The following is a 25,880-nucleotide window of genomic DNA, read 5'->3' as shown; positions in this document are numbered from 1 at the left end:
TGCTAGTCGCTGGGTGCTGCAGCTGGACATTACGGAACATCCTAATTTGGATGAAGCATACTGTGTTGTTTGGTTCAGTTTTGAGAGAGCAAATCTCTCTGAAACTTTGTACCTTGAAAACTAAATAAGAGTAATCAAACGACATCAATCAAAAGGCTGAAGCGACTGTTCAACGACGTACGGACTGGACTGAGCCGAAGGAGATAAAGGAAACACGATGAACGATAGTGAATCGATGTTGACTTATCGCACGAAGGTGAAGGAAGTACGCTAGTCGTTAGGAGCTGAAGCTAAAGCAAGGCTATATAATAGCACGCTTATTCATTGTAAACTTAGTTAAGTGAATAAGGGCGCACGGTGGATGCCTTGGCACTAGGAGCCGATGAAGGACGGGACTAACACCGATATGCCTCGGGGAGTTGTAAGTAAACATAGATCCGAGGATTTCCGAATGGGGAAACCCACTGTTCGTAATGGAACAGGACTTATGTCTGAATACATAGGGCATAAGAGGCACACCCAGGGAACTGAAACATCTCAGTACCTGGAGGAAGAGAAAGCAAATGCGATTTCCCAAGTAGCGGCGAGCGAAACGGAAACAGCCCAAACCAGAGAGCTTGCTCTCTGGGGTTGTAGGACACTCCACAAGGAGTTACAAAGAAATTCTTTAGATGAATCAACCTGGAAAGGTTAGCCAAAGAGGGTAACAGCCCTGTAATCGAAAAAGAATTTCCTCCGGAGTGGATCCTGAGTACGGCGGAACACGTGGAATTCCGTCGGAATCCGGGAGGACCATCTCCCAAGGCTAAATACTCCCTAGTGACCGATAGTGAACCAGTACCGTGAGGGAAAGGTGAAAAGCACCCCGGGAGGGGAGTGAAAGAGTACCTGAAACCGTGTGCCTACAAGTAGTCGAAGCGCGTTCATGCGTAACGGCGTACCTTTTGTAGAATGGACCGGCGAGTTACGATTGTATGCAAGGTTAAGTGGAAGACACGGAGCCGTAGCGAAAGCGAGTCTGAATAGGGCGATTTAGTATGCGGTCGTAGACCCGAAACCGTGTGATCTACCCATGTCCAGGGTGAAGGTCAGGTAACACTGACTGGAGGCCCGAACCCACGTATGTTGAAAAATGCGGGGATGAGGTGTGGGTAGGGGTGAAATGCCAATCGAACACGGAGATAGCTGGTTCTCTCCGAAATAGCTTTAGGGCTAGCCTCAAGATGATGAGTACTGGAGGTAGAGCACTGATTGGACTAGGGGCCCTCATCGGGTTACCGAATTCAGTCAAACTCCGAATGCCAGATACTTAAACTTGGGAGTCAGACTATGGGTGATAAGGTTCATAGTCGAAAGGGAAACAGCCCAGACCACCAGCTAAGGTCCCAAAGTATACGTTAAGTGGAAAAGGATGTGGAGTTGCTTAGACAACCAGGATGTTGGCTTAGAAGCAGCCACCATTTAAAGAGTGCGTAATAGCTCACTGGTCGAGTGACTCTGCGCCGAAAATGTACCGGGGCTAAACGTATCACCGAAGCTGTGGATTGTTCTTACGAACAATGGTAGGAGAGCGTTCTAAGTGCTGTGAAGTCAGACCGTGAGGACTGGTGGAGCGCTTAGAAGTGAGAATGCCGGTATGAGTAGCGAAAAAAGAGTGAGAATCTCTTTCACCGAATGCCTAAGGTTTCCTGAGGAAGGCTCGTCCTCTCAGGGTTAGTCGGGACCTAAGCCGAGGCCGAAAGGCGTAGGCGATGGACAACAGGCAGATATTCCTGTACCACCTCATGACCGTTTGAGCGATGGGGGGACGCAGTAGGATAAGGAATGCGCACGGATGGATGTGTGCGCCCAAGCAGTGAGAAAGTCAGGTAGGCAAATCCGCCTGGCCATTTCAAGCTGTGATGGGGAGGCCTTCTGGCCGAAGTTCCTGATTTCACACTGCCGAGAAAAGCCTCTAGCAAGGTCACAGGTGCCCGTACCGCAAACCGACACAGGTAGGCGAGGAGAGAATCCTAAGGTGAGCGGGAGAACTCTCGTTAAGGAACTCGGCAAAATGACCCCGTAACTTAGGGAGAAGGGGTGCTCTACGGAGTAGAGCCGCAGTGAATAGGCCCAAGCGACTGTTTAGCAAAAACACAGGTCTCTGCGAAGCCGAAAGGCGAAGTATAGGGGCTGACACCTGCCCGGTGCTGGAAGGTTAAGGGGAAGAGTTAGGGCTTTTGCCCGAAGCTTAGAACCGAAGCCCCAGTAAACGGCGGCCGTAACTATAACGGTCCTAAGGTAGCGAAATTCCTTGTCGGGTAAGTTCCGACCCGCACGAAAGGTGCAACGACTTGGGCACTGTCTCAACGAGAGACCCGGTGAAATTATACGATGCGTGAAGATGCGCATTACCCGCGACAGGACGGAAAGACCCCGTGGAGCTTTACTGTAGCCTGATATTGAATGTCTGTGCAGCTTGTACAGGATAGGTGGGAGCCTTAGAAACGTGAGCGCCAGCTTACGTGGAGGCATCCGTGGGATACCACCCTGGCTGTATGGACCTTCTAACCCAGGACCGTGATCCGGTTCGGAGACAGTGTCAGGCGGGCAGTTTGACTGGGGCGGTCGCCTCCCAAAAGGTAACGGAGGCGCCCAAAGGTTCCCTCAGAATGGTTGGAAATCATTCGCAGAGTGTAAAGGCAGAAGGGAGCTTGACTGCGAGACCTACAAGTCGAGCAGGGACGAAAGTCGGGCTTAGTGATCCGGTGGTTCCGCATGGAAGGGCCATCGCTCAACGGATAAAAGCTACCCCGGGGATAACAGGCTTATCTCCCCCAAGAGTTCACATCGACGGGGAGGTTTGGCACCTCGATGTCGGCTCATCGCATCCTGGGGCTGTAGTCGGTCCCAAGGGTTGGGCTGTTCGCCCATTAAAGCGGTACGCGAGCTGGGTTCAGAACGTCGTGAGACAGTTCGGTCCCTATCCGTCGTGGGCGTTGGAAGTTTGAGAGGAGCTGTCCTTAGTACGAGAGGACCGGGATGGACATACCGCTGGTGTACCAGTTGTTCCGCCAGGAGCATAGCTGGGTAGCTACGTATGGAAAGGATAAGTGCTGAAAGCATCTAAGCATGAAGCCCCCCTCAAGATGAGACTTCCCATCATTTTAAATGAGTAAGATCCCTCAGAGACGATGAGGTTAATAGGTTTGAGGTGGAAGCGTGGCGACACGTGGAGCTGACAAATACTAATCGATCGAGGACTTAACTAACTTCTTTTGATGTTATAATTTACTCTTATTTAGTTTTCAGGATACAAATCCTAATTGAATATCAATTGTCTGGTAGCGATGGCGGAGAGGTCACACCTGTTCCCATACCGAACACAGAAGTTAAGCTCTCCAGCGCCGATGGTAGTTGGGGGTTCCCCCTGCGAGAGTAGGACGCCGCCAGGCAAAACTAAAAGACAGGATAGGATGAAAAATCTTATCCTGTCTCTTTATATTGGGAAAAGCTTTGATAAACACAGTATTCTTTCCAAACAATTAATCTTAACTATTATGATAAAGAGTTATTTAAACAATTTAATAGTAATTTTACGTTACATATTTCGGAGGGAATAGTGATTTATCAAGTTTTATTCTTCTCATTTGAGTTGATGTCCATTGATATTTTAAAAGTGAATAAATAGCCCATACTTAACATAAATCATAATGAAGTATATAATTTAAGTACATAAAAACTTAACAGGAGGATCAATAACATGGGTAGGAAAGTTGTTTCAAAACAAATTTGGCAGCGCTTTCTCTATGAGGGGACAATTGGATTGAAAGAAACGAATATATCTAGTGAAATAATTGAATCCTGGCAGTTTTGTAGAAATCAAAATGTAAACCCATATTGTGGTAAGGCTGGAAAGGTCTTAGATTTACAATCATTAAAACGAAAGAAGAAGCAAAATCAATTATTGCTAGATTTAGCCAAACCACATATTGAACAATTAAGAGATTTTTTAAAAGGCTGGCGTTATGTAACCACTTTAACAGATTGTGATGGTTATATATTATTTGAAGAAGGAGAGAACACGGTTAAACATGCGGCTGATAAAATCTATTTTATCGAGGGAGCGAAGTGGGGAGAGAAGGAAGTTGGTACTAATGCGATTGGACTTGCTCTACGCTTGAAAAAGCCGATAACGGTTAAGGGATATGAACATTTCTCAGTTGCCTCTCAAGCATGGAATTGCACTGCTGCTCCAATATTCGGACAGGATGATAATTTAATTGGTGTACTTAACATTTCCAGTCTGTATCGTTCGATTAACTATAATTATGTTTTAGCATCTATAAAATTAGCTGCTGATTCTATTTCTTTAGATTTGAAACAACAAGTGCAAGAGGATTTGGAACTGCTGATCCAACCCGATTTTAACTCCGACCAGAATGCAATCATATGCTCAACTAATGAAGTTATTTATTCATTACCAACGGGACTATCTTCTACGTATCATTCTCTCATCGGATGTACCTTATCTGAATTTATTAAAGAAACGGATATACAACTATCAAATCTACGTATCCCTATTAAAAATGGAAATAGGATTATTGGATATCGTATCCCTATCGAAATGCCTTTTAAGGATTCTTCAACACTTAACTTTAAAGGTGTGAAAGGTACGAGTGCAACATTTCAGAAAGTATTGGAGGACGTTAAGAAAGTTTCTGCTACGGATACATCGGTACATATATATGGAGAAACCGGTACTGGGAAAGAAGTTATATCTCAGACCATTCATGATAACAGTAGTCGTTCCAACGGTCCTTTCTTAACAATAAATTGCGGTGCATTACCTGAAGGATTACTAGAAAGTGAATTGTTTGGATATGAGCCAGGATCTTTCACTGGTGCAAACAACAAAGGATATAAAGGTAAATTGCAACAAGCTAATGGTGGAACATTATTTCTTGATGAAATCGAAGAAATGTCATCATCGATGCAAGTGTCATTATTAAGAGCTCTACAGCAAAGAGAAATAACACGTATCGGAGGGACAGGCTCGATTCGTCTCAATATCAGAATAATTACTGCTTCTAATGAGGATATTCGAAAGTTGGTAAAGGAGGGGAAATTCAGAAAGGATTTGTTTTATCGGATTTATGTTTTCCCTATTCAAATACCTCCACTAAGAGAGAGAAAAGAAGATATCAAACACTTCATAAATGACTATTGTGAGAGGGAAAGATGGTTTCCTAGTTGGATAAGGAGATTGGAGAAGATTTTCATGCAGGGAGAGTGGCAAGGGAATGTGCGTGAACTATATAATGCTTTGGAACGATGCAAAATATTATTTACCAATCAAACACCAAACGATGAAGAGTTATTACAACTTGTCTCCGTATTAGAACCAACTTCACTTTCCGCCAAGTCCCAACCTAAGAAAATAGAAAACTATGATGTTAGAACACAATTAGAGATTAAAAGAATGAAAGAAGCGCTAGCTAAATATAACGGTAGGGTATCTAGAGCTGCAGAAGAATTGAATATATCAAGAGCAACATTATATAGAAAGATAAAGAAATTCAACTTATAATTCATAAAATATTTGAGAAAAAATGAGACGATTTGAGAAAAGCGTCTCATTTTTTTATTTTTTATTTTCAAAGTAATTGAAAGCGGAGTCATAGCAAGATATTACTTGTTGGCATGTTTTTTGCATATAAACTAGTGAAACAGCGAAGAAAGGAGTTGATACATTGAAAGTATTTGATGTAGTCATCATCGGTGCAGGTCCAGGTGGATATGTCTCAGCTATTCGAGCTGCACAGTTAGGGAAGACAGTTGCCATTGTGGAAAGAGAAAAAATTGGTGGAGCTTGTCTGAATGTTGGATGCATTCCTTCAAAAACACTATTAAAGTATAGTGAATTAGTAGAGGGAATAAAGCAAGCAAATGATTGGGGGATTAAAACAGGAGAAGTTTCTATTGATTTTCCCAAATTAATGAACCGAAAAGATCAAGTTATTCGAACGTTAACTGGTGGAGTGTCTCATCTACTTAAGAAAAACAATGTCACCGTCTTTCAAGGGGAAGCAAAAATAAAGGCAGATTTAACGGTTGATATTGGTGCAGAGAGAATTAGTGGGAAAGATATTTTATTAGCAACTGGTAGTAAACCATTTGTACCTCCAATTAAAGGATTGGAGGAGATTGATTACCTGACAACAGATACATTTTTTGATTTGAAAAAACTACCCAAATCACTAGTAATTATTGGTGGAGGCGTTATATCCGTAGAATTGGCATCTGCTATGGCACCATTAGGAACGAAAGTAACGATTATCGAAGTAGCCCCAGATATCTTAATGACTGAGGATGATGATGCGAGAAAAATTATTAAAAAGCAATTAGATAAGCAATCGGTTCAAACTATTATAAAAGCAAAAATTAAAGAGGTAAAAGAAAACAAAGTAATTTTATCTAATCAAGAGATACCTTTTGATAAACTTTTAGTCGCAACAGGAAGAAAGCCCAATATTAAATTGGCACAGGATTTGAATTTGAAAATGGATGAAAGTAATAAATTTGTTGCAGTAAACGAGGTTTATGAAACGAGTAGAAAACATGTTTACGCAGTAGGGGATTTGGTTGGGGCCTATCAATTGGCACATGCTGCGAGTGCAGAAGGGATTGTTGCTGTACATGAAATGGCAGGCGATCACAGTTTAAATCTTGACCAAACAAAAATTCCAAGATGTGTTTACACACACCCAGAAGTCGCTTCGTTTGGATTAAGTGAAGAACAGGCGAAAGAAGCTGGTTACGATGTGAAAGTAACCATGTCAAGTATTGGCGGAAATGCTAAGGCTATTGCTATGGGATCGACAGAAGGCTTTGTAAAAATTATTTCTGAAAACAATTATGAAGAGATCTTAGGCGCTGTTATCGTTGGTACTGGTGCGACAGAACTGATTGGTGAGATCTTAACCATGAAACACGCTGAGGGGACCGTTACGGAATTGGCAACAATGATACATGCCCATCCAACTGTTTCAGAAACAATTGGTGAAAGCGCCAATGCCCTATTTAAACAAGCTATTCATATGTAAAAAGCATTAAAGGGAGGAATTTGAAATGGAAAAGAAAACAGCTCTATGGATTTATCAAAAGATGAATGAGATTCGATTTTTTGAAGAACAAGTTCGTCGTATCTTTGGAAAGGGTCTTATTCCAGGTTTTGTTCACTTGTATGCTGGTGAAGAAGCTGTTGCAACAGGGGTTATGGCTCAGTTAGAAGATAGCGATTATATCACCAGTACACACCGTGGTCATGGACACGCTATTGCAAAAGGTTGTGATATTAATGGGATGATGGCAGAAATTATGGGTAAAAAGGATGGATTAGGTGGAGGTAAGGGTGGATCAATGCACGTTGCTGATATCGATAAAGGTATGCTTGGTGCCAATGGGATTGTTGGTGGCGGCTTTGGTTTAGCAGCTGGTGCTGCACTTTCTATTAAGACGTTAGGTAACGATAATGTGGCGGTTTGCTTCTTTGGGGACGGCGCCTCGAATGAGGGGACATTCCATGAAGGCTTAAATCTTGCTTCGATTTTGGATTTACCAGTTATCTTTGTTTGTGAGAACAATCAATTTGGTGAAGGAACACCGTTTAGATATGCAAGTGCGTCTGAGACTGTTGCGGAAAGAGCGTCAGCCTATAATATGCCAGGTGTACGTGTGGACGGAATGGATGTTGAAGCAGTGTATAAAGCTACGGAGGAAGCAATTGAAAGAGCAAAAGCTGGTAAAGGACCTACATTAATTGAATGTGATACGTATCGTCAATACGGACATTTCGAAGGTGACGAACAAAAATACAAATCGGAGGATGATCCAAATAGAGACCGTGATCCAATCATAGAGTTTCGGGGGAAGGCGGTTGAGAATGGTTGGATAACAAAAGAAGAAGCAGATTCCATTGAATCAGCAGCAGAAAAGACGATTGAAGATGCTGTTGCATTTGCTGAGGTTAGCCCATTACCTGATGAATCATCCTTATATAAAGACGTTTTCGCATAAAAAAAGTAAAAGGAGGAATTACAATGGCTGAAAGGAAAATTTCATTTATGAACGCTATCACAGAAAGCATGGATATGGCAATGGAAAAAGATGATCGGGTTATATTAATTGGAACAGACGTTGCTGGTGGAGCGGAAGTTGATCACCTCATCCAAGATGATGTATATGAAGATGCATTTGGTGGTGTATTTGGTTTGTCAAAAGGACTCGTTGGAAAGTATGGGAGGGAAAGGGTTATTGATACACCGATTGCAGAGCATGGTTATTTTAGTGCTGCAGTAGGTGCAGCTGCTACTGGATTACGGCCAATCTCTGAATTAATGTTTAATGATTTCATTGGCTTTGCCTTAGACCCTATATTGAATCAAGGAGCTAAGATGCGCTATATGTTTGGTGGGAAAGCTAAAATACCACTTACTGTACGAACGGTACACGGAGCAGGTGTTGGAGCAGCTGCGCAGCATTCGCAAACCTTATATGGAATGTTTGGATCTATACCGGGAGTAAAAGTGGTTGTTCCGTCTAATCCATATGATGCAAAGGGTCTGATGTTAGCAGCGATTGAAGAGGATAACCTTATCGTTTTTTCAGAGGATAAATCGATTTATGGTATGAAAGGTGAAGTACCGGAAGAATATTATACAGTAGAGATTGGTAAAGCAAGCGTTACGAAAGAAGGAAAGGATCTTACTATCGTTGCAATTGGCAAAATGGTTCATGTAGCGCTTGAAGTAGCGGAAGGGTTGGAAAAAGATGGGGTTTCTATAGAAGTAGTCGATCTAAGAACGGTGGCACCATGGGATGAAGAAACCGTTTTAGAATCTGTAAAGAAAACAGGAAGACTCATTGTAATTGATGAGGCAAATCCGCATAACAACACTGCTACAGATGTAGCTTCAGTCGTCGCTGATAAAGCATTTGATTATTTAGATGGACCTATTAAAACTGTTTGCGCACCGGACACACCTGTACCATTTGCCGCGAATTTGGAAAAAGCATATATTCCAGATGCGAACAAGGTGTTAAAAGTGGCAGAAGAATTAATTTTTGATTTAAAAAAAGAATAAACTTTTAGGAGGTGAATGATTAAATGAGTGAACCCATTGTAATGCCAAAATTAGGGATGACGATGACAGAAGGTACAATTGTAGAATGGCACAAAGAAGTCGGAGACCACATCGAACAAGATGAACCAATATTGACAATTAGTTCAGAAAAGCTTACCCAAGAAGTGGAAGCACCAATTGCAGGTGTTCTGTTAGTCAAAAATGCGGATATTGGTGATGAAGTAGAAGTAGGAGGGATGCTTGGAGCAATAGGAGAAGAAGGTGAACAGGTCGGGAATGCTTCTGTTTCAATAGATGTTGAAGAGAAGGAGAAAGAATCGGCCATTGTTTTTGAAACATCAAAAGAAAAAGATCCTAATTGTCAGTCAGATGATAAGGAAGGAAAGACAATTAAAGGTGAGCGGATATTTATTACCCCATTGGCTAGAAAAATGGCCAAGAAAATGAACTTTGATATAGAATTAATCAAAGGTACTGGTGGTAATGGGCGAATTACGAAATTGGACATTCAGCGAGTGGAAGCTAATGGGTTCGATTATCAACCAGCAGAAACATTAGAAGTGGAGGAAAGGACAAAGAATTACGTTGATTTAGAAGCAGTGGGCGAAGGGCTCTCACCAATGCGCAAAGCTATTGCTCGTGGAATGCGTGGAAGTTTAGCACAAACAGCACAGTTAACCCTGCATCGAAAAGTAAATGCAGACAAACTGATTGATTTCCAAAAATCACTACGAAAGGAAATTGACAAAAGTAATCTAGATGTAAAACTTAGTATAACTGTACTAATTGCTAGAGCAACCGTTCTTGCCTTACAAGATTACAAGAAAATGAATTCTCTCTACTATAACGGTGAGCTAAAAGAATTGGATGAGGTTCATTTGGGAATTGCCACATCACTTGAGGACGGTTTGGTTGTCCCAGTTGTTAAAAATGCACATCAAAAAACAATTGGAGACCTTGCAAGAAAAATCAAAGAAATCTCAACCAAAGCTAGAAATGGAGAAGCAAGCGGTGATTTACTCTCGGGTGCTACCTTTACGATTAGTAATATGGGTGCAACGGGAATTGAATACTTCACTCCAATTCTAAATTCACCAGAAAGTGGTATTTTAGGTGTAGGTGCATTACAGGAGGAATTAGCCTTAACGGAAGAGGGAAAAGTGAAACAAGTTAAGAGAATCCCGTTTAGCTTAACTTTTGATCACCAAATTCTAGATGGTGAAACAGCAGCACAGTTCTTAAATCTAGTAATGAAATATATTGAATCACCTTATCTACTAACCTTATAAATAAACAAAAGAAAAGACCTTGGAAGATATTTTAATTACTCCATATATCTTCCAAGGTCTCAAATTTCTTACTTCAGGTTTTCATATGAAGGATTTACTTAGTTTATAATAATTGTAAATAGATAGATGAAAGTGTGCCAAGTGTATAATGAAGGCTAGACCATAGTATTTTCAAGAAAAGCCGATTTTATTCGAGAAATTCTATGACCTTTTTTAAATTTACAAAAATAAAGTATAAATACTCCCCCTTCTTGCAACTAGGTATTGCTCAAGCCGAATAACACAAAGGAAAATTTATATAGAGGAATGAAATAAAATAATTTTTATCCTTAATTATTCATACTTCCATGTGCCTAAGTAAACAAGGTTCAAATTCTATATTTTTTCAAATTATAAATATAGTTAAGCCCAAAATAACCATAAATTTGAGGAACGCAACTTTAAATACCAAAAAATGGCCATTTTTGGGCAGACTACCCCCTTGGGCTTACCATACTTTTAAAAAAATAGGTATTTGTATGTTTTATTCCAGTTTTAGTGCTTGAATTCGTTGAAGAACCTTCCAAAAGAACTTTTGGTACACAAAACTAGAGGACAATTTAAAGTAAAGGGAACGCCCAGATTTTACCAACTTACTAGCGACTTTAATAATTCTTGTGCGAATGGTATCGATTTGCATTGTCTTTTGTCCTTCTGGAAAGCAAAGTGTTCGAAGCCAGTTTGTTAGGTTATACGCTAACAAACTTAACATCATCTTTGCTTCATTTACTTGGAAGGAGTGGCTGTTCATTTTATCCAAATAAAAGCCATTTTTTGCTTCATCAATAAAGGTTTCCATCGTACCTCTTTTTTGGTAGGTATGAACGATATCCTTTGGTGTAAATGCATCGACCAGATTTGTGACGAAGAATGAATGAGTGAAAAATAGTTCTCCTGCTGGTCGAACGGATTGAATGATTATTCTTCTTGATTTAAACCATGATTTTGCTTGATAGTCAATTTCCTCATAATAGTGCTCTGACTTTGTTGCATCTGATGGCGCTGTTGCAGGGTGTAATTCATCTGCCATTCGCTGTAAAACAGCGTTAGACTTTAAACGAATGACATAATAAACAGATTCACGTTCACATAAGTCATACAAGGCTGGGACGGCAAAACCACTATCTGCACGTAAGAACGGTATTGTTTCTGGAAATTCTTCATTGTAATGTGTGATAAGGGGTTCTACAAAGTCCACAACACCATTGGAAGTATAGACATTTCCAGGGCGCAACTGTGCCTTTAAAAAGTCACGGGTTATCCCGTCAAATGCAACTAATGGATGAAATCCAACTGTACCATAATGGGTATTGTAAGCCGCAGACTCTTGTTTGCCATAGGTATCAGCATGAGTGGAATCTAGGTCAATAATGAGTGCCTTTGACTTTCTGAATTCATGAACCTTATCCAAGAGTGCTTGATTGGCTTGATTTAATTGTTCAATGGATTCTTTATCAAACCGTGTATAAAACCGTGATAAACTTGGTTGAGAAGCTAAAGCATCCGTTTCAATAACTTTTGTGAACACAGGGTCTTGAGTCAATTGATCCGCATCGTCATCTTCCGCATATCCAGCAATGATTTGGTAAATCTTTTGGCGGAGTAGTTCTTCATTCGAATGGTAATGGTATTTTCTTTCGTCATTTAAGTGAAGGTATTCAGCAATAGTCTTTAAGAATCCAATTTTCCTATCAAATTCTTTAAAGATGAATTCACCCGTATCGGAGGAAAGGGAACCTCCATCATTTGACAATTTAATTTGACGATTGAAATCTAGTGTTAATTGCGGTAAAGTAGCCATTATAAGAATCCTTTCTGTGGTTATTTTGTGGTGATTTAACTTTAACAGAAATGGATTCTTTTTTCATTTATTTGATGCATGACTAAATTAGCTGGATTCCTTGGTAGATATGCATTTTTAGGCGCTCAAGGATTTTTTATGAATAATTAAGGTTTATGTATATCATCCTTACGATATCTTCATACTACGTTCCATCTTCTTACATAAAACACACTGCTTAAATATATATTAACCTTAATTATTCATACTTCCATGTGCCTAAGTAAACAAGGTTCAAATTCTATATTTTTTCAAATTATAAATATAGTTAAGCCCAAAATAACCATAAATTTGAGGAACGCAACTTTAAATACCAAAAAATGGCCATTTTTGGGCAGACTACCCCCTTGGGCTTACCATACTTTTAAAAAAATAGGTATTTGTATGTTTTATTCCAGTTTTAGTGCTTGAATTCGTTGAAGAACCTTCCAAAAGAACTTTTGGTACACAAAACTAGAGGACAATTTAAAGTAAAGGGAACGCCCAGATTTTACCAACTTACTAGCGACTTTAATAATTCTTGTGCGAATGGTATCGATTTGCATTGTCTTTTGTCCTTCTGGAAAGCAAAGTGTTCGAAGCCAGTTTGTTAGGTTATACGCTAACAAACTTAACATCATCTTTGCTTCATTTACTTGGAAGGAGTGGCTGTTCATTTTATCCAAATAAAAGCCATTTTTTGCTTCATCAATAAAGGTTTCCATCGTACCTCTTTTTTGGTAGGTATGAACGATATCCTTTGGTGTAAATGCATCGACCAGATTTGTGACGAAGAATGAATGAGTGAAAAATAGTTCTCCTGCTGGTCGAACGGATTGAATGATTATTCTTCTTGATTTAAACCATGATTTTGCTTGATAGTCAATTTCCTCATAATAGTGCTCTGACTTTGTTGCATCTGATGGCGCTGTTGCAGGGTGTAATTCATCTGCCATTCGCTGTAAAACAGCGTTAGACTTTAAACGAATGACATAATAAACAGATTCACGTTCACATAAGTCATACAAGGCTGGGACGGCAAAACCACTATCTGCACGTAAGAACGGTATTGTTTCTGGAAATTCTTCATTGTAATGTGTGATAAGGGGTTCTACAAAGTCCACAACACCATTGGAAGTATAGACATTTCCAGGGCGCAACTGTGCCTTTAAAAAGTCACGGGTTATCCCGTCAAATGCAACTAATGGATGAAATCCAACTGTACCATAATGGGTATTGTAAGCCGCAGACTCTTGTTTGCCATAGGTATCAGCATGAGTGGAATCTAGGTCAATAATGAGTGCCTTTGACTTTCTGAATTCATGAACCTTATCCAAGAGTGCTTGATTGGCTTGATTTAATTGTTCAATGGATTCTTTATCAAACCGTGTATAAAACCGTGATAAACTTGGTTGAGAAGCTAAAGCATCCGTTTCAATAACTTTTGTGAACACAGGGTCTTGAGTCAATTGATCCGCATCGTCATCTTCCGCATATCCAGCAATGATTTGGTAAATCTTTTGGCGGAGTAGTTCTTCATTCGAATGGTAATGGTATTTTCTTTCGTCATTTAAGTGAAGGTATTCAGCAATAGTCTTTAAGAATCCAATTTTCCTATCAAATTCTTTAAAGATGAATTCACCCGTATCGGAGGAAAGGGAACCTCCATCATTTGACAATTTAATTTGACGATTGAAATCTAGTGTTAATTGCGGTAAAGTAGCCATTATAAGAATCCTTTCTGTGGTTATTTTGTGGTGATTTAACTTTAACAGAAATGGATTCTTTTTTCATTTATTTGATGCATGACTAAATTAGCTGGATTCCTTGGTAGATATGCATTTTTAGGCGCTCAAGGATTTTTTATGAATAATTAAGGATTAAAGGCCTTAATTGATTATTTAACTAGTCTTCTAAATTTCCAGATTCTCTTATGTTTGCATACATATTCAAAAATACAAGATTCACAGGGGGTTTACCAAAATTATTCTATGAAGGAAAGCTAGTTTTGGCCTTCCATGTAATGAGATTAAGATTAGTATATAATAATCAAGGGGAAGCGGTTAACATAAAGGAAAATAGAAATAGATCTCGTGCCCTTATAAAGTATAATTGGTGTAAAATGAGGGATAAGGGTATGCATTTAAAAATACTTTTTATGATTGTGCCTTAAAGGTTTGATTTAATTAACAATAACGAGGAGTTGGATGCAAACATGACAAAACCGATACAAGTATATCGCGGTGGTTTTTTAGAAAGTACCCATGATGTTCATATAGCTATTGTAGATACAAAAGGGAATTTGAAATATTCATATGGGGATCCGTCGAGATTGACCTTTCCACGTTCTGCTTTAAAACCCTTTCAGGCGATCCCTTTAATAGAAAGTGGGGCTGCGGAACATTTTTCCTTCACTGATGAAGAAATAGCAGTAAGCTGTGCCTCGCATAGTGGGGAAGAAATCCATCGGTCGACAGTACTTGGGATGATGGAAAAAATTAATATCAAGGAATCTGATCTTTATTGTGGTCCGCAAATCCCAAAAGATATAGAAGGGTATAAAACGGTTATTCGAAATGGTGGAGATGTTTCGCCAGTATTTAATAATTGTTCAGGGAAGCATACAGGAATGATTGCTGCTAGTTTATACTTGAACGAAAGCCCTAAAACATATTATGAGTTATCTCATCCACTGCAGCAACGAATTATCGATATTATGGCTGATGTTTTTGGTATGAAAAGAGAAGATATTGAAGCAGCGATTGACGGTTGTGGCTTGCCAACTCATTACTTACCTCTTAAGAATTTTGCGCTTGGTTTCGCACGTTTAGCTAGACCTGATCAATTAGAAGACACGACACACCGTGATGCTTTAGAAAGAATTAGGAATAGTATGATGGCTCATCCGCGACTTGTAGCTGGAAAAGACCGTTTTGACACGGATGTAATGAAAGTTTTAAAGGGAAAACTAGTATCTAAAATGGGTGCAGAAGGAATGCAAGGAATAGGTTTGGTCGAAGAAGGGCTTGGTATTGCGATTAAAGTAGAAGACGGAAATGATCGTGGGGCCTATGTTGCTGCAATGAAGGTACTGGAACAACTAAATATATTAGACAAAAAAATGGTAGAAAGACTCCTTAAGTATGAGAAAGAGCCGATTTTTAATACAGTAGGTGAAAAGGTAGGGGAAATTACTGCTGAGTTCACGTTGAATAAACATGAGGATTAAACCTGGGAAAAGTTCCTAGGTTTATTTTTAGTGTCGTTTTTTTTAAAAGGGTTCTGTATACTACCATCTAAAAATGGAGAATCTGTTAGTATGATTCACTACATAATGGAGGGGTATTATGCCTGAGAAATTACCAGATATTACGAAGTCGTATTGGAGAGATTCTGTTAAGCTTCCGGAGTTTCCAAGTTTAGATAAAGATATTGAAGTGGATGTTTGTATTGTCGGTGGTGGAATTACTGGGATTACATCTGCTTATCTTTTAGCGAATGAAGGAAAGAAAGTTGCTATTTTAGAAGCGGATCAGATTCTTGGTGGAACAACAGGACATACTACAGCGAAGATTACGGCTCAACATGATTTAATCTATGACGAGCTCATTACGAACATGGGCAAAAGTAAGGCAAGATTATATTATGAAGCTAATATGGAAGCATTAAAGTTCATAAAAAATACGGTTGAAACGTTGAACATCGATTGTGATTTTAAGGAGCAGGATTCCTACGTCTATTCCACGACAGACGAATATGAAGAAAAAGTCAAAAAAGAGGTACGAGCATATGAAAAGCTTAGCATTGATGGCGGGTTAGTAGAAAAGCTTCCATTCGATTTAGGAATAAGAAATGCAGTGGTTATGCGGAACCAAGCACAGTTCCATCCATTAAAATATTTAGTCAAACTTGTAGATGAGATTACGGAAAAAGGGGTTCAAATTTTTAGTAATACAACGGCAGTCAATATTGAAACAGGTGAAAATCCAACTGTTTTAACTAGTAAAGATTTTCGGGTAACTGCTAAATATGTACTTGCTTGTTCACATTTTCCGTTTTTTGAAGGATTGGGGCTATATTCAACAAGAATGTATGCGGATCGTGCTTATATTGTTGCTGCAAAACCTAAGAAGAACTTTCCTGGAGGAATGTATATTAGTGCGGATAAACCAACGCGTTCCGTTCGTTCTGTGACTATCAATGGGGAAGAAATGCTCCTTCTTGTTGGGGAAAGCCATAAAACGGGTCAAAGTACCGACACGATGAAACACTTCGATGCATTGGAGGAGTTTGGCCAAAGTGTTTTTGGGTTAGAAGATATTTCGTATCGATGGTCGGCTCAAGATCTTACTACATTAGATAAAGTCCCTTATATTGGGGAAATAACCCCTGGTCAGCCAAACATTTTGATTGCAACAGGTTTTAGAAAATGGGGCATGTCCAATGGTACAGCTGCAGCACTTTTAATGAAGGACATCGTATTAGGAAAGAAGAATAGTTTCCGGGAACTGTATACCCCATCTAGATTTTATGCGACACCTAGTATTAAAAACTTCCTTGTTCAAAATGCGAACGTTGCAGGACATCTAATTAAAGGAAAGTTACAAACGAGTAATACCGACCCGAATACGTTAGAGAAGGATGAAGGTGCAGTTATTCGTATAAATGGCGAAAGAAAAGGTGCTTACCGAGACCAAGAAGGGGAACTGCATATTGTGGACACAACCTGTACCCATGTTGGTTGCGAGGTAGAGTGGAATAGTGGAGAACGCAGCTGGGATTGTCCATGTCACGGATCAAGGTTTACTTATACGGGTGACGTGATTGAAGGTCCAGCTGAAAAACCTTTACAAAAATACGATTATACAATGATTGATAATATTACTTCGGAGGATTCCGGTTATTAATAAGAGAACTCGTATGATGGGGATGTTTCCATGATACGAGTTTTGTTTTTGTCAGGAAATTATAAAATTTGTATGGCTTTGGATAACTTAGATACAGAAATAGCCGCGTCCAGCTCCAGCGCCCAGCGACTAGCGAGACTTCCCTCACCTCCGTACGATAAGTCAACATCGGCTCGCTTACGCTCACCGTGTTTCCTTTATCTCCTACGGCGGTGGAATGTCCGATTAAAACCTCCGCTTTGCGCGGCAACATCGGACCACCTGGCATGGCCAGGCGCAGTCCGTACGTCGCTAAACGGGCGCTTCCGCTTTTGTGCTAACATTGAATTTTATCTATCACTTTTTTATATATTTTAACCATGTGGGGTTCATTTGAATAGGTTTCTACCTCTTCAAAAGGAATCCATTGAACATTGCTGTTTTCGTCCGGTTTTATGAAAAGCGGATCATTTTCGTCTGCTTCCAATAAATAAGCAAGGGATAAATGTAGATGAGGGGCAACATATTTACCATTTTTATAATGGCTAATAACCGTTAGAATATCTAGTGACAGAATATTCTCGTGTACAGGCTGCACATGTTGGACTCCTGTCTCTTCTTTTACTTCTTTCATTGCAACCTGCAATAAATTTTCTTCCCCATCCGCATGTCCACCTGTCCAAGACCAGGAATTGTAAATATTATGGTGCACCATTAACACTTTATTTCTATTTTTATTTACGACAAAACCTGAACTGGTAATATGGGCAATTTCGTTATCCCGTGTTAGGACATCTTTAAACGTATCCATACATTTTATCATGATTGCTTTATCTTTTGCCTCTTGTTCATTCCAAGGTGTGTAATTTCTAATGCTCTCACGCCAATTCATCATTTAGCTCACTTCTTTTTCTTGTATTTTGTTTTTATCCCACCTCAAGCTTCTGGTAGATGAAAGATCAACTGCCCGTAAAGGTCCCATCAGTGGGGATAAAGGGATGTCTTCTTTATCATAACTGATATAAGTGGTTTATCTCAAGAGCAGATGTTGTTTGTATTAGTAATGTGTTTGCAAAGTTCTTTAACTTCTTATTGTTGAACATGAACTTATAATTCCATTCTAAACATTCGATGTTAGTAAGACTCCCACCTCAAGTTTCTTGGGAACAAAAAGGGTAGGTGGGAGTCCGATAAGTGCGAATAACTATAAGTGCAGGATGAAGGCCCTCCTCTGATGGAAGACTTCTTTATAATTTTGGTATAATTATTTAGGAATACTTGCGGTACATTAACAAAATATATAGTTAGTGGAAATTTTACTTTTAGTCAAAGATAGGGGAGAAGTTCATGGAGTCAATATGGCTAGAGTATGGTTGGACTTTATTAATACTAATTGGATTGGAAGGATTGTTGTCGGCTGATAATGCCCTTGTTCTAGCCATTATTGCCAAGCATTTACCCGAAGAACAGAAAAAAAGAGCTATAAATTACGGAATCATTATGGCCTTCGCTTTTCGATTTGTTGCACTCTTTGCAATTTCCTTTATTGCTAATGTCTGGCAGATACAAGCGATAGGAGCGGCTTATCTTCTTTACTTAGGATTAAAGCATGTCATCAAGGCACGGTTTGGGAAAGAAAATAAGGATATTCATAAAGAAGATGAGAAGGAATCAGCTGGTAAAGGCTTTTGGCCCACAGTAGGGAAAATCGCATTAGCTGACTTAGCCTTTGCGATTGATTCGATTCTAGCTGCAGTTGCTCTTGCCCTTGGTCTTCCAGATTCACCGTTAGATAATTTTGGAGGAATGGATGGAGGACAATTTATTATTGTACTTCTTGGAGGAATTGCTGGACTTATCTTGATTAAGTTTGCAGCAACCTGGTTTGTGCAACTTCTTGAAAAACGTCCAGCATTAGAAACAACAGCATATGTAATTGTTGCGTGGGTTGGGGTCAAACTGGCGGTTATTACTCTCGCCCATGAGGATATAGGTGTTCTAGATCATGATTTTCCTCACAGTACCATTTGGACGATAATCTTCTATGGTGTATTAGTTGGTATTGCCCTAATTGGTTGGTTTGCACCTAGTAATAAGTCGAGGTAAAAAATAAGACCTTAGTGTTCATACGAAGAACCATATATTAAAGAAAGTTAAACCCGATAAGCATTTGATTGCTTGTTGGGTTTAACTCGTTACTCAGTCGGGCGAATCCTTAATCGTTACAAAAAATTCATTACTAATCTAGCCTGGTTTACTTAATTCCTTCCTAAAGTTTCCTTATTCCGTTTTTAATCTCTTCCCACTCGAATTTCCTTTCAAAATCATACATGTGCTTGTTGAATGTGCAACGAGGCTATGCTTTTCATCGTATACATGACATTCCAGTAATCCGACTGTGGAACCTTTCTTTATTAATTTTCCCTCAGCTCGAAGTTTCGATTGAAAAATAGGTTTAAGAAAATTTAATTTAATATCCATTGTCGTAAAAAGTTCATCCTCGGCAAGCGTGCTCGAAAAAGCATAACCCATTGCTGCGTCAGCTATATCGCATAATATACCGCCGTGTAATGTACCCATGGGATTATGAAGTCTTTCAGAAGCTTCCAATTCTATAACAACTCTTCCTTCCTCAGCCTCTACTACATTAAACCCAAGTACCTGTGCGACTGGTGGACCAGGAATTTCTCCTGTTATCATTTTTTTTAAACCTTCTAGCTTATTCATTATTAATTTTCTCCCTCCACTATTAAGAATAAAACTAACCCCTTTGAAAGAATATTACCATTATTAGAAAGATTAGTTAACCATAATTTAACTATTTGGATAAGTATCAAATTTTCTATGCTATAAAAGAGCACCATTCGTGGAATATAAAACTTATACTTGCATTATTCGTATGTAGTAGAAAAGACGAAGTAATATATCTTGAGAACTAAAAATATAATCAATATTATTAATAAACCTTTTTATCTGCTTGTACATTTCAAAGAATCGAAAGCATAAGGTTTAAATGAAAGTAGAATGGATGTAATACTGAAACTATTTTAGATATTAAGATAACGGGTAAATTCCTTATATAGGAGTAAATCAAAGATAGTTCATTCAGGGTGTTAAACATGTTGCGCGTCTATAATTAAAAATCTAAAAAGGGAGATTTTATATGGAAAATGATTGGGATATAGTACGAGATTCGCTTTCTGAAATTAACGTTTTTTCAAATCCAAACAACGGACCTGTAACCATAAGTGGTCATGCTAAGGATTTAAAGTGTATAGGGGTTGGCACAGATGCGGCCGTATTTCAATCTTTTAAAGTTCCAGCTTTTGCGTTTAAAAAATATGCAAAAAATAAAGTAGACAAAGTTAAAGCTGAAGCAGACGTTTATGAGAAATTAGGAGATTCCCCCTTCTTTTCAACCTGTTTTGCTTCCTACGACGAATACCTCGTTCTAAGCTACGAGGAAGGAAATACTCTCTTTGATTGCGTTCTACAAGGGATTCATATCCCAGAACAAGTGATAGATGACGTGGAAGCAGCAAGAGAATATGTTCGTTCAAAGGGACTTAATCCACGTGATATTCATTTGAAAAATATTTTATTACAAAATGGAAGGGCCAAAATACTAGATGTCTCCGAATACATTCAACCAGGTAATGATTTTAGGTGGGAGCATCTAAAAAAAGGATATGAGCAGTACTATCATTTGATTGATGGGAATTCTGTACCGTTTTGGTTAGTAGAAACGGTTCGAAAGTGGTATAACCAGCGGAATAAATATTTTTCTTCCTATGAGGATTTTCTGAAGGCTATTTTGAATATCCTAAAAAAGTAAGAAGCCAGTTCGCTTAAAAGTATGGCGGAAAAGTGAAATTTTGCCCTGAAAAAATCGTATGTAAGGTAAAAGAAATTAACTAATAAAAAGAAGACATAACTAGTAATAATACCAGTTGTGCCTTCTTAGATAGAGATGGGTCGCCTAGGGTCCCTTGGTTAAAGTAATTGTTTCATGTCCGAGTTGTGTTCGGACTGAATTGTCTTAGTACTTTTGAAACTATCATCGGGGCCAAAAACTGCACCAATAATGGCACCAAGGATATACCCAGTCGTTGCTCCGGTAGAACCGGCAATCTTGCTACCTATGTAACTACCGTATGCAGCACCACTCATTGCCCCATGTCGAGAGCAACCAATGACAATGGAATCATCGCCAGTGTGGATACTGCTCTGAAAATTGTTCATATCTTCAATCCTCTCTACTTACTCCTTACTGTTATTTCCAATATTAGGTAAAACTATACAAAAATATTTTCAAAGTTAACTATGGCAGGTTGGTATGGGATGCTTTATTAAAATTCACAGGAAATTGGCTGATGTTCATATTTTAGTGTTGGGAATACTGGATTCACGAAAATCATGTCGGAGTTAAAATTCTATGAAAGTCAGACCTTATGAAAATAAATACAACTTATTGCAAGCATTGACGAATTATTTTTTCTGAATTATACTATATAACGTAAAGAGTTTGACTTTTTCCTTTTTACCTCAAGTAAATGTAAGCGATTTAATTTTGGTAAATAGAAATATGTAATTATTATTTATAGTACGGTAAATGATATCGCTAATACTTGGGAGGGGAAAATTGGAAAAACGGGATTCATCGTCCCACTCCATTCTAACCTTTGAAACTTATCTTTTAGGGGGTATTGTTTGACGGACGGATACGTTTGATTAAAGGTCTGGGAATGGGCAGGATTCCTTGACTTAGTAAGTTTCTAAGTTTAGAAATGGAGAAAATGTAGAAGGATAGGGAAAGAAGACATAATTTGCTTATATGGCAGGTTATGTCTTTTTTCTATTTATGCCACGATTAGTATATAAAAGATCATATAAGCTATAATGGCCTCCCCTGTACATATATTTCTAAAAATTTACACTAGATTAAAGGTTCTATTTATGGTAATATTTTAAATTAAATAACTAGAAGAGTATTCACACTCTTTGGCAACTTTGGAGGAAACAAGTATGAGAACATTAGGGAAGATTAGTAACTTTGCAACAAGCACATTTGCGCTATGGGTTATTCTTTTTGCATTGCTTAGCTTCTTTATTCCACAAGGATTTGCGTGGATAGCACCGCATGTGTCGCTTTTATTGGGAATTATTATGTTCGGAATGGGACTCACCTTGAGTGTAGATGATTTTAAAGGAGTTTTTCTAGCTCCGAAAAGTGTTTTGGTCGGTGTAGTTGCACAGTATACAATCATGCCATTAACGGCTTTTGGACTTGCACATGCATTTAATTTATCGCCAGAAATAGCAGCGGGGGTTATTTTAGTTGGTTGCTGTCCTGGAGGTACGTCTTCTAATGTAATGACGTTTATGGCTAAAGGGAACACAGCATTATCCGTAACGGTAACAGCGTTATCAACATTGCTTGCACCAATTTTAACTCCGTCATTGACTTATTTGTTTGCCAGTCAATGGCTTTCCGTGTCATTCATGGACATGTTCTTGTCGATTGTCCAAGTCGTCTTATTACCAATCGTTTTAGGTGTAGTTATCCGGATGCTATTTAGCAAACAGGTCAGTAAAAGTGTGGAAGTATTACCACTCATTTCAGTCATTGGAATTGTAGGAGTAGCTTCAGCAGTTGTGGCTGTAAATAAAGAATCGATTATGACTTCAGGACTTCTCATTTTTGCAGTCGTCGTACTACATAATTGTTTAGGATATTTGTTCGGGTACTTACTCGCGAAGGCAATCAAACTTAATTTTAAAGATCAAAAAGCAATTTCTATCGAAGTTGGCATGCAAAATTCAGGACTTGCCGCGTCGCTTGGGCTTGCTCATTTCTCGCCAATTGCAGCCGTTCCTGGTGCAATCTTTAGTGTTTGGCATAATATCTCAGGTCCACTCCTTGCAAACTGGTGGGGGAAGAAAGAGCAAGCTGAACCTGGTGTTAAGAAAACTGCATAAGTTTATTTGCTGCTCTTGTATGGTGAAGTATGTATTCTTCACCATACAAGAAAGTTTGACCTATCAACCAAGATATTGTTTCTGTGGGTAATAGTGAATTAGGCCAAAGGTTCTAATTTTTTTGGTGACAATATCCCTGTTGATAAAAAAGTCCTTTTCTGAAAATTTCCTGTTGACAGATTCCTTTTGGTTATGTAAGATGTTATTAATTCTTACTAATTGAATATGTTTTCCTTATCAAGAGTCGGGGTAGGAACCTGGTCCGTGGATCCCGCAGCAACCATTACTAAAGTAATAAGGTGCTAATTCCAGCAAGCTGATGCTTGAACGATGAGGGTTGGTATATATGACCTCTTCTCATCAGAAGGGGTCTTTTGTTTACCATTTTCTTAGAGGGGTAATCAAATGGAAAAATTTTTAAACACAATTCCGATTAAACATATTGGAAAAATTATATTCTTAGTAAGAAAAAATGTAAAGGGAGAGATTTAGAATGACAATTACAAAAACAGATAGCTTGTATAAGAAGGAATATTTCGGGAGGATTTTTGAATTAAAGGAATATGCACCAGAGGCTTTCGAAACTTTTTTCAAATTTAATGATCAAGCATTAGCAGAAGGAAAGCTTTCGGTTAAATTAAAGGAATTAATTGCAGTAGCGGTTGCGCATATTACAGGTTGCCCGTATTGCATTGATTTACATGTTGGAAACGCAAAGAAAAATGATTCCTCGAAAGAAGAAGTTGCAGAGGCAATTTTTGTTGCGACTGCACTGAAAGCTGGTTCTGCTTTGGCACATGGTGTGAATGGACTGAACGCTTTTGATAATAGTGGAGGTGAAGAGTTCTATAAAGCATCTTACTTTAATCGATTGAAAGAATTTAATGCATTAAGCGAAGAAACGTTCCAGGCTTTTGTGAATTTTGATGGAAAAGCAATAAAAGCTGGAAAATTATCCGTAAAAGAAAAAGAACTAATTGCAGTAGCATCTGCACATACAACAGGTTGTGTATATTGCATTGATGTACATACCAAAAATGCGAAGAAAGCTGGGGCAGACTTAGAAGAAATTTCAGAGGCGATTTTCGTTGCAGTTGCGCTTAAAGCAGGTTCTGCAATTGCTCATAGTGTAAATGCGCTAAATGCTTATGATGAGAAATAAGAAAAGGAGAGATACGCATTGAGTAAAAGGAAACAGATTCATTTAAACGGTTTTGTGCAAAATTCACCTTCTCCACATTCTACTGGATTATGGAAACACGAAAAAGATCAAGGAACGAAACATAATCGATTAGAGTTTTGGACGGAAACAGCGAAAGTATTAGAACGTGGGAAATTTGATGCGGTTTTTATTGCGGATGTATTAGGAACCTATTCGGTTTATGGAAACAGCCATGATGCAGCGGTACGTCATGCCGTACAACTTCCTGCACATGACCCATTGTTAATTATTTCCGCAATGGCTCAAGTCACGGAGCATATTGGCTTCGCACCGACAGTTTCAGCCACATATGCACAGCCATATGCATTGGCACGCCAATTATCTACCCTCGATCATTTAACAGAAGGTCGTGTAGCGTGGAATGTAGTGACTTCGTATTTGGAAAGTGAAGCTATTAATCTAGGATTATCTGGACGTCTCCCGAAAAATCAGCGCTACGATCGTGCAGATGAATTTTTAGAAGTAGTTTATAAACTTTGGGAGCATAGCTGGGAAGAAGATGCGGTTGTTTATGATCGGGAAGGGGATGTTTTTGCCGACCCTGAAAAGGTTCATGCCATCAATCATGAAGGTGAATTTTTCAATGTACCAGGAATTCATTTGACGGAACCGTCACCACAACGGACTCCTGTGTTATTCCAAGCTGGTGCATCCCCTAGAGGGCGTGACTTTGCGGCAAAACATGCGGAAGCCGTTTTTACGAAAGGTCATTCTTTAGAGGCGTTGAAAAATTACTCCGAAGATCTTCGTAAACGTACGGTTGCTCAAGGTAGAAATGCGGATGATATTCGTATCTTCCCGATGGTTCTTCCAATTATCGGCTCCACAGAGGAAGAAGCGTATGCGAAATATGAGGATTTAAAAAATCATGTTAGTTATGAAGGGACGGCAGCACTTCTTTCTGGGCATACGGGAATTGACTTTTCGAAATATGATCCAGATCAATACATTGAAGACATTGAAACAGATGCAGTTCAAGGTAATTTAGATATGTACACGAAAGATCCAAATAAGAAGTGGACGTTACGGGAAGCAATACAAAATCATGGGCTTGGTAATGGAACCGTGAAATTTGTCGGAACACCTGAACAAATTGCAGATCGTATTGAGGAATGGACGACAGAAGGGGATGTAGATGGTTTTAACATTGCACAGAGTTATTCATTAGAAACATTCCGTGAGTTTGTGGATCATGTTGTTCCAGAATTACAAAAACGTGGCATTTATCGAACCGAATATGAAGGAAAAACATTGCGAGAAAACTTATTCGGTACAGGGTCACCTTATTTACCTGACAACCATCCGGCGAAAAAGGTGTCTCCATTAGTGAAATAGTTAATCCTTACGTTTCTAGCTAAAGCGCCCTGCGCAACCTTTTGTGATAGTGCGATGAGCCTCAGGGGGCGCTTAAGCCTTTCATTGGCAGGTAGGAAAGTATAAAAATCTTTCCTGTCTGCATAAGTGCAACTAAGGCATTCGCCCAACCTAATAGCGAATGCCAAGTTTTCTAAAAAGGGGTAA

The 25,880-nt window shown here is 39.0% G+C and carries 17 protein-coding genes, 2 rRNA genes and 1 riboswitch; of the genes, 14 read left to right on the top strand and 5 right to left on the bottom strand.

Going from position 1 to position 25,880, the window contains the following annotated elements:
* Positions 1-334 precede the first annotated feature (334 nt).
* The 7 genes from MHI02_RS16430 (at position 335) to MHI02_RS16400 (ending at position 10,414) form a co-directional block, all read left to right on the top strand.
* Positions 335-3,251, top strand: a 23S ribosomal RNA gene (locus MHI02_RS16430).
* A 68-nt stretch (positions 3,252-3,319) separates the two neighbouring features.
* A 5S ribosomal RNA gene (gene rrf, locus MHI02_RS16425) occupies positions 3,320-3,434 on the top strand.
* A 308-nt stretch (positions 3,435-3,742) separates the two neighbouring features.
* Positions 3,743-5,569, top strand: a complete 1,827-nt coding sequence (locus tag MHI02_RS16420; RefSeq protein WP_047186538.1) for a sigma-54-dependent Fis family transcriptional regulator — start codon at positions 3,743-3,745, stop codon at positions 5,567-5,569.
* Positions 5,570-5,732: 163 nt separating this feature from the next.
* On the top strand, positions 5,733-7,085 hold the full coding sequence (gene lpdA, locus MHI02_RS16415) for a dihydrolipoyl dehydrogenase (RefSeq protein WP_047186539.1): 1,353 nt from the start codon (positions 5,733-5,735) through the stop codon (positions 7,083-7,085).
* A 25-nt stretch (positions 7,086-7,110) separates the two neighbouring features.
* Complete coding sequence (locus MHI02_RS16410; protein ID WP_047186540.1) at positions 7,111-8,058, top strand: thiamine pyrophosphate-dependent dehydrogenase E1 component subunit alpha; 948 nt, start codon at positions 7,111-7,113, stop codon at positions 8,056-8,058.
* Positions 8,059-8,081: 23 nt separating this feature from the next.
* On the top strand, positions 8,082-9,125 hold the full coding sequence (locus tag MHI02_RS16405; RefSeq protein ID WP_047186541.1) for an alpha-ketoacid dehydrogenase subunit beta: 1,044 nt from the start codon (positions 8,082-8,084) through the stop codon (positions 9,123-9,125).
* A 23-nt stretch (positions 9,126-9,148) separates the two neighbouring features.
* Entirely contained in the window at positions 9,149-10,414 is a 1,266-nt protein-coding gene (locus MHI02_RS16400) for a dihydrolipoamide acetyltransferase family protein (protein WP_047186542.1), read from the top strand.
* Positions 10,415-10,937: 523 nt separating this feature from the next.
* On the opposite strand, the gene MHI02_RS16395 is transcribed toward MHI02_RS16400, so the two are convergent.
* Positions 10,938-12,254 (bottom strand): IS1380 family transposase, encoded by a 1,317-nt coding sequence (locus tag MHI02_RS16395; RefSeq protein WP_047186544.1) that lies wholly within the window; start codon positions 12,252-12,254, stop codon positions 10,938-10,940.
* Positions 12,255-12,682: 428 nt separating this feature from the next.
* Positions 12,683-13,999, bottom strand: a complete 1,317-nt coding sequence (locus tag MHI02_RS16390; RefSeq protein ID WP_047186544.1) for an IS1380 family transposase — start codon at positions 13,997-13,999, stop codon at positions 12,683-12,685.
* A 488-nt stretch (positions 14,000-14,487) separates the two neighbouring features.
* On the opposite strand from MHI02_RS16390, the gene MHI02_RS16385 reads away from it, so the two are divergent.
* Positions 14,488-15,501: an asparaginase gene (locus MHI02_RS16385; RefSeq protein ID WP_341166069.1), complete on the top strand. Its 1,014-nt coding sequence runs from the start codon at positions 14,488-14,490 to the stop codon at positions 15,499-15,501.
* Positions 15,502-15,619: 118 nt separating this feature from the next.
* Positions 15,620-17,179, top strand: coding sequence for an FAD-dependent oxidoreductase (locus MHI02_RS16380; RefSeq protein WP_341166068.1), 1,560 nt, complete (start codon positions 15,620-15,622; stop codon positions 17,177-17,179).
* Positions 17,180-17,495: 316 nt separating this feature from the next.
* Here the strand turns inward: MHI02_RS16380 and MHI02_RS16375 are convergent, their stop codons facing one another.
* The gene (locus MHI02_RS16375) at positions 17,496-18,053 is read right to left on the bottom strand and encodes an NUDIX hydrolase (RefSeq protein WP_341166067.1); all 558 of its coding nucleotides are present in this window, start codon (positions 18,051-18,053) and stop codon (positions 17,496-17,498) included.
* Positions 18,054-18,505: 452 nt separating this feature from the next.
* On the opposite strand from MHI02_RS16375, the gene MHI02_RS16370 reads away from it, so the two are divergent.
* On the top strand, positions 18,506-19,264 hold the full coding sequence (locus MHI02_RS16370; protein WP_060669101.1) for a TerC family protein: 759 nt from the start codon (positions 18,506-18,508) through the stop codon (positions 19,262-19,264).
* Between the two features lie 174 nt (positions 19,265-19,438).
* On the opposite strand, the gene MHI02_RS16365 is transcribed toward MHI02_RS16370, so the two are convergent.
* Positions 19,439-19,885 carry a PaaI family thioesterase gene (locus MHI02_RS16365; protein ID WP_047186549.1) on the bottom strand — a complete coding sequence of 149 codons (447 nt, stop codon included), beginning with the start codon at positions 19,883-19,885 and terminating at the stop codon, positions 19,439-19,441.
* 436 nt (positions 19,886-20,321) lie between these two features.
* Between MHI02_RS16365 and MHI02_RS16360 the strand changes: the two genes are divergently transcribed.
* The gene (locus MHI02_RS16360) at positions 20,322-20,993 is read left to right on the top strand and encodes a serine/threonine protein kinase (protein WP_047186550.1); all 672 of its coding nucleotides are present in this window, start codon (positions 20,322-20,324) and stop codon (positions 20,991-20,993) included.
* 158 nt (positions 20,994-21,151) lie between these two features.
* Here MHI02_RS16360 and MHI02_RS16355 read toward each other — a convergent pair whose 3' ends face one another.
* Positions 21,152-21,400, bottom strand: a complete 249-nt coding sequence (locus tag MHI02_RS16355) for a glycine zipper 2TM domain-containing protein (protein WP_047186551.1) — start codon at positions 21,398-21,400, stop codon at positions 21,152-21,154.
* Positions 21,401-22,183: 783 nt separating this feature from the next.
* Here MHI02_RS16355 and MHI02_RS16350 point away from each other — a divergent pair.
* The 3 genes from MHI02_RS16350 (at position 22,184) to MHI02_RS16340 (ending at position 25,694) form a co-directional block, all read left to right on the top strand.
* The gene (locus MHI02_RS16350) at positions 22,184-23,137 is read left to right on the top strand and encodes a bile acid:sodium symporter family protein (RefSeq protein ID WP_047186552.1); all 954 of its coding nucleotides are present in this window, start codon (positions 22,184-22,186) and stop codon (positions 23,135-23,137) included.
* 231 nt (positions 23,138-23,368) lie between these two features.
* Positions 23,369-23,474: riboswitch (SAM riboswitch) on the top strand.
* Positions 23,475-23,630: 156 nt separating this feature from the next.
* On the top strand, positions 23,631-24,299 hold the full coding sequence (locus MHI02_RS16345) for a carboxymuconolactone decarboxylase family protein (protein ID WP_341166066.1): 669 nt from the start codon (positions 23,631-23,633) through the stop codon (positions 24,297-24,299).
* An 18-nt stretch (positions 24,300-24,317) separates the two neighbouring features.
* Positions 24,318-25,694 (top strand): LLM class flavin-dependent oxidoreductase, encoded by a 1,377-nt coding sequence (locus MHI02_RS16340; protein ID WP_216884279.1) that lies wholly within the window; start codon positions 24,318-24,320, stop codon positions 25,692-25,694.
* The last annotated feature ends 186 nt before the right edge of the window (positions 25,695-25,880 follow it).

Source organism: Oceanobacillus sp. FSL K6-0118 (genome assembly GCF_038006665.1).
GTDB lineage: Bacteria > Bacillota > Bacilli > Bacillales > Amphibacillaceae > Oceanobacillus > Oceanobacillus caeni.
The sequence above is the reverse complement of the archived record's forward strand: the minus strand, read 5'-3'. Positions and strand labels throughout refer to the sequence as shown.